At 54.8% G+C, this 4931-nt stretch carries 6 protein-coding genes; 3 read left to right on the forward strand and 3 right to left on the reverse strand.

Annotation, left to right across the window (positions count from 1 at the left end):
• On the reverse strand, positions 1-898 hold an 898-nt coding region (locus tag ACLQ7H_RS22700; RefSeq protein WP_411754611.1), incomplete at its 3' end, for an ROK family protein.
• A gap of 143 nt (positions 899-1041) precedes the next feature.
• A complete protein-coding gene (locus tag ACLQ7H_RS22705) occupies positions 1042-1944 on the reverse strand; it encodes a LysR family transcriptional regulator (protein WP_411754612.1) in 903 nt (300 codons plus the stop codon).
• 144 nt (positions 1945-2088) lie between these two features.
• On the opposite strand from ACLQ7H_RS22705, the gene ACLQ7H_RS22710 reads away from it, so the two are divergent.
• Positions 2089-3345, forward strand: a complete 1257-nt coding sequence (locus tag ACLQ7H_RS22710; RefSeq protein WP_411754616.1) for an MFS transporter — start codon at positions 2089-2091, stop codon at positions 3343-3345.
• Positions 3346-3470: 125 nt separating this feature from the next.
• On the opposite strand, the gene ACLQ7H_RS22715 is transcribed toward ACLQ7H_RS22710, so the two are convergent.
• The gene (locus tag ACLQ7H_RS22715; RefSeq protein WP_411754613.1) at positions 3471-4058 is read right to left on the reverse strand and encodes a TetR family transcriptional regulator; all 588 of its coding nucleotides are present in this window, start codon (positions 4056-4058) and stop codon (positions 3471-3473) included.
• A gap of 106 nt (positions 4059-4164) precedes the next feature.
• Here ACLQ7H_RS22715 and ACLQ7H_RS22720 point away from each other — a divergent pair, with 106 nt between their 5' ends.
• Both ACLQ7H_RS22720 and ACLQ7H_RS22725 read left to right on the forward strand, forming a co-directional pair.
• Positions 4165-4344, forward strand: a complete 180-nt coding sequence (locus ACLQ7H_RS22720) for a hypothetical protein (protein ID WP_411754614.1) — start codon at positions 4165-4167, stop codon at positions 4342-4344.
• Positions 4332-4931, forward strand: a 600-nt coding sequence (locus ACLQ7H_RS22725; protein ID WP_411754615.1) for a metal-dependent hydrolase, incomplete at its 3' end; no start/stop codon positions are given. The genes ACLQ7H_RS22720 and ACLQ7H_RS22725, both read left to right, overlap by 13 nt.

The raw sequence follows: 4931 nt of genomic DNA on the forward strand, positions 1-4931 counted from the left end.
ATAAGGATTCCACGGTCAATGGCGCGCCATGCAGCATGGAAGACATTGAGCCCCCCAGACGCTGCTGGGCAATTTCCAGCATGTTTTCAATGCTGGCGACCGTTTCCAGGCAACCATGGTTGCCGCAATAGCAGCGTTTGCCGTAAGGATCGACCTGCGTGTGACCAATTTCCACCACGCTGCTGCTGCCCGCATGCAGTACGCGTCCGTTGGTGATCACCCCTGCACCAACGTTATGATCGATAACGATCTGAATGACGTTGTGGCTGCCACGGGACGCGCCATACAGTGCCTCTGCCATTGTCCAGGCGCAGATGTCATGCTGAACATACACCGGCAGGCCCGTCAGTGTCTCTAGCGCTGGCCCCAACGCCATTTCATTAACCTCATAAAACGGCATGCGGTGAACAACACCCGCGGCAGTATCAATCATGCCGGGCAGCGTAATGGCGATGGCGGTTAACCGTTCCAGTTTGCTTTGGTGGCGGATAAAGAATTGGTCTACTTCGCTGACGATGCGTTGTAATAACGGCTCCGGATGTTCGGCTTTTAACGGCAGCAGTTCTTCAACCACCATCTTGCTACTGAGATCGCGCAGCGCCAGAGTAATGGTGCCACGGCTGATACGTGCAGAGAGGTAATGCCAGGCTTCGGTGTCCAGCACCAGGCCAACGGCCGGGCGACCGCGACTGCCTATTTCCTGGTATTCGGTTTCTTTAACCAGATGCGCCTCGAGCAGTTCACGCACGATCTTGGTGATACTGGCAGGTGCCAGCTGTGCCCGCTTGGATAATTCGATGCGCGAAATCGGTCCCAGCCGATCTATCAGCCGGTAAACTGCCCCTGCATTGGTTTGCTTGATCTGATCAATATGCCCAGGCTGCCCATCCGCAATCACACACCCGCTCCTGCTATTTTTCGCGCTGCTAAATAAAGATTAGAGGCTATGGTGGGGCTTTTGGAATACAGCGTCAACTATTTGATTCGTTATGTGATTAACAGCACAAATTCACCGAGCTTTCCGCCAAAAACGCCTCTTATTTACCCAGCTTTGGGATCGAGCATCAGCGCCATCAATGCCCTGGCCGCTGACGTTACCGGCCTGCTACGATGATGCACCAACCAGACCTCAGTCATCGCCTCCGGCTCGGCTAAGGGCAGATAGGTTACCCCGTCGATCTTCACCCGGCCAAAGGACATCGGCAAAATGGAAATGCCCAGCCCCGCCGCAACCAGACCGATAATGGTCATCGCTTCCCCCACTTCCTGCGTGATGTAAGGGGCGATCCCGGCATTGGCCAGCAATGCCAGAATTTCGTCGTACAGCGCGGTGCCCACTTCACGGGAAAAAAACACAAAGGGTTCCAGGGCCAAATCGCTGAAACGCAGCGTGCCTGGTGCCTTTTGGATTAACGGGTGGCCATTCGGCACCACAGCAAGCAAGGGTTCGCGTAATAGCAACTGATGCTGCAACGCGTCCGGCAAGCGGGTATTGCGCATCACGCCCAGATCCAGATCGCCGTTTAACAGCGGCTCAAGCTGTTGCTTGGTGTTCACCTCACGCATTTTGATATGCACATCCGGTGATAACTGGCGAAACGCTCGCAAGCTACGTGAAACGATGCTGATAAACGGCGCCGAAGAGGTAAAACCAATCGTCAGTTCACCCAGTTCGCCACGCTCCAGTCGCGCCGCCTTTTCTGCTGCCCGGCTGACCTGGGCAAGCACCTGATAGGCTTCTTTTAAGAACATCTCCCCCGCCTGGGTCAGGCTGACGTTGCGGTTATTGCGCGCCAGTAAACGCGCACCCACCATTTCCTCTAGCGCCTGGATCTGTTGGCTAAGGGGCGGCTGGGAAATCCGTAGCCGCTCCGCTGCCCGGCCAAAATGCAGTTCTTCAGCGACGGCTACGAAATAACGCAAATGTCTGAGTTCGATATTCATACTTTAAACATCTCAATTAGGATGATTAATATATTAGACAAAAAACTGGCCACTCCCTATGATTTTGTGACTCAATACCTGTTTTTCATCTCCCGACCCCGGTAAGGAACAGTTGTGACAACCGCTTCGCGTTCTGCGGCCAGTATGCCAAAAACGCTGCCTGCCCCTGACAGTGCTCCAACAACTAAACGCACCACGCTGAATAAACTCCCCTACATCGAACGCGGTACACCGCAGTTTATGCGCGTAACCTTGGCACTGTTCTCTGCCGGTCTGGCGACCTTTGCGTTGCTGTACTGCGTGCAACCGATTTTGCCAGTGCTTTCGCACGATTTTGGCATTTCCCCTGCCGAGAGCAGCCTTTCCCTCTCCTTCTCCACTGGGCTGCTGGCCATCGGCCTGATGTTTACCGGCCCGTTATCAGACGCGATTGGCCGCAAGTCGGTGATGGTGGTGGCCTTGCTGTTGGCGGCGGTCTGTACGCTGATTTGTGCCTTTATGACCAGTTGGCACGGTATCTTGCTGATGCGGGCGCTGATTGGGCTTTCGCTGAGCGGGGTGGCGGCTGTCGGTATGACTTATCTGAGCGAAGAGATCCACCCTAGCTTCGTGGCTTTTTCTATGGGCCTGTATATCAGCGGCAACTCGATCGGAGGGATGAGCGGACGCCTGGTGACCGGGGTGCTCACCGATTTCTTCTCCTGGCGGATCTCGCTGGCGGTGATTGGGGTGTTCGCCCTGGCGGCGGCTTGCATGTTCTGGCGCATTCTGCCCGCGTCCAAGCACTTTCGCGCCAGTTCATTGCGGCCAAGAACGTTGCTGATTAACTTTAAGCTGCATTGGCACGACAAGGGGCTGCCGCTGCTGTTTGCCGAAGGTTTCCTGCTGATGGGCAGTTTTGTGACGATGTTCAACTACATCGGCTACCGCCTGCTGAGCGATCCTTATCATCTTAGCCAGGCAATTGTGGGCCTGCTGTCGGTGGTGTATCTCACTGGTTCTTACAGTTCGCCCAAGGCGGGTGCCCTGACCTCCAGATTTGGTCGTGGCCCGGTGCTGCTTGCGTCCATTTTAATTATGCTGATCGGGATACTAATCACCGCTCTCGCCCCTGTCGCTGCCATCTTTATTGGCATGATGTTGTTCACCGCCGGTTTCTTTGCCGCCCACTCGGTTGCCAGCAGCTGGATTGGCCGCCGTGCACGCCGGGCCAAAGGCCAGGCCTCTTCACTGTATCTGTTCTGTTATTACGTAGGCTCCAGCGTTGCCGGAACGCTGGGCGGCGTGTTCTGGCATAACTTTGGCTGGAGCGGCGTAGCCGCCTTTATCAGCGTGATGCTGTTGTTGGCCCTGCTGGTTGGCCACTATCTGCAGAAATTGCCGGAAGCCGCCCGTATTTAATATCTTGCTCAGGGAAGACCAAGGGGCGCACATGCAGCGCCCCTTGTGCACTTATTATGACTGAGAAACGCTACTGTCGTAATTTTGCTTAATTGGTATTACCCGAGCTTTTTCCCTCATTCATTTTATGGGGCTGTCGCCAGGCGCCGGGCAGCCTCTACGACAGAAGCTCGCCGTCTGACATGTTCTTCAGCGCTGTCTGGCCCCGTTAACATACGCGCGACCTGTGGCACTGCAGACCACCATCCGGCCAGAGCCAATATCAGAAAAGCCAGGTGATCGGCGTCAAGGGCCTGGGTAACCACTCCCTGGTGCTGCCCGTCGGTCACCGCCTGAACCTTATACCCATAGTATTCACGTCGCAGTTCTTCGTCCGGCACCTCTGCGTCGTAAGCTAGTCCTTCCCAGCGCATAAGTCTGCTAAGCTCAGGGTTTTCGAGGTGATAATCATAGGCACGGCCAGCGTAGTCGCCAATATCTTCGACAGCAAAAGATTCTACAGGCACAGCCAGTGCCACCTTGGCTAGTTCATTGCGTAACACGGCTGCGAATAACGCCGACTTGTCGCCAAAGTAATTGTAAACACGTTCTTTATTGACTCCAGCCAGCCTGGCGATCCGTTCGTGGGTGGTGCCATTCGGGCCAAACTGGGCAAATTCAGCCATCGCTGCTTGCAGAATTTTACGTTTCGTCCCTTCAGTATCCCAGGCCATTTTTTACTCTCTTAACTATCGGTTGTGGTTGTCGCGTAATCATACTATAGTAAATTCCAACTAAAACGTTGGAGTTGTGATTTTACCTGTTACTGGAGTATGAACGATGAAAAACACCCTTCTTATCTGTGGACACGGCCCGGGTATCTCCCACGCGGTTGCTCGCCGTTTTGACAAGGTTGGCCATCCTGTCGCCCTGATTGCGCGCAATGTTCAACGTCTTGCTAAAGCGCATGCCCAACAGTTCGATAATGCAGGCCGCTGGAGCCTATCATGGACTCATTAACACAAATTGTTCTAGGCAGCAGTGTTGCTGCAGTTGTCGTTCCCCCACGCCATCGGCGCATGGCGATACTGGCTGGCGGTGTACTCGGGACGTTGCCCGATCTGGACGTGCTTTGGTTTAAATTGTTCAACAGTGACGTTGTTACAGAAGTGACCTGGCACCGGGGGCCATCGCATTCACTCCTGCTGTTAACGGTGTTGGGATTATTGTTCTGGTTAGCGCTCAAATCCCGCAGCAGCCTGGTGCAGGGATCCCCGTTGCGGTGGCTGTTGGCGATCTGGCTTGCCTTGATAACGCATCCTTTGCTGGACGCTTTTACCGTCTACGGTACCCAGTTGTTCTGGCCCATGAAGACCCCGCCAGTGATGTGGGCGACAATCTTCATCATTGATCCGTTGTACACCGTACCCTTGTTGACAGGGGTTATTGCTGCCTGGCGGCTAACCTCCCAATCCTCGCAGCAAACGAATGAGCCAGGCCGAGACAGGGCGGCACGCAACTGGCTGGTAGCTGGCTTGCTGGTAAGCTCGATTTACCTAGCGTGGAGTGTCGGCGCCAAAGCACTGATCGACAGAACGGCATCGCAA

The sequence above is a fragment of the Serratia sp. (in: enterobacteria) genome (assembly GCF_046715635.1).
Lineage (GTDB): Bacteria > Pseudomonadota > Gammaproteobacteria > Enterobacterales > Enterobacteriaceae > Chania.

Bases quoted from the DNA above. Each gene is read 5' to 3' on its own strand.
- ACLQ7H_RS22720 (WP_411754614.1), top strand. From the start codon at position 4,165: ATGAAAAACACCCTTCTTATCTGTGGACACGGCCCGGGTATCTCCCAC.
- ACLQ7H_RS22705 (WP_411754612.1), bottom strand. From the start codon at position 1,944: ATGAATATCGAACTCAGACATTTGCGTTATTTCGTAGCCGTCGCTGAA.
- ACLQ7H_RS22710 (WP_411754616.1), top strand. From the start codon at position 2,089: ATGCCAAAAACGCTGCCTGCCCCTGACAGTGCTCCAACAACTAAACGC.
- ACLQ7H_RS22715 (WP_411754613.1), bottom strand. From the start codon at position 4,058: ATGGCCTGGGATACTGAAGGGACGAAACGTAAAATTCTGCAAGCAGCG.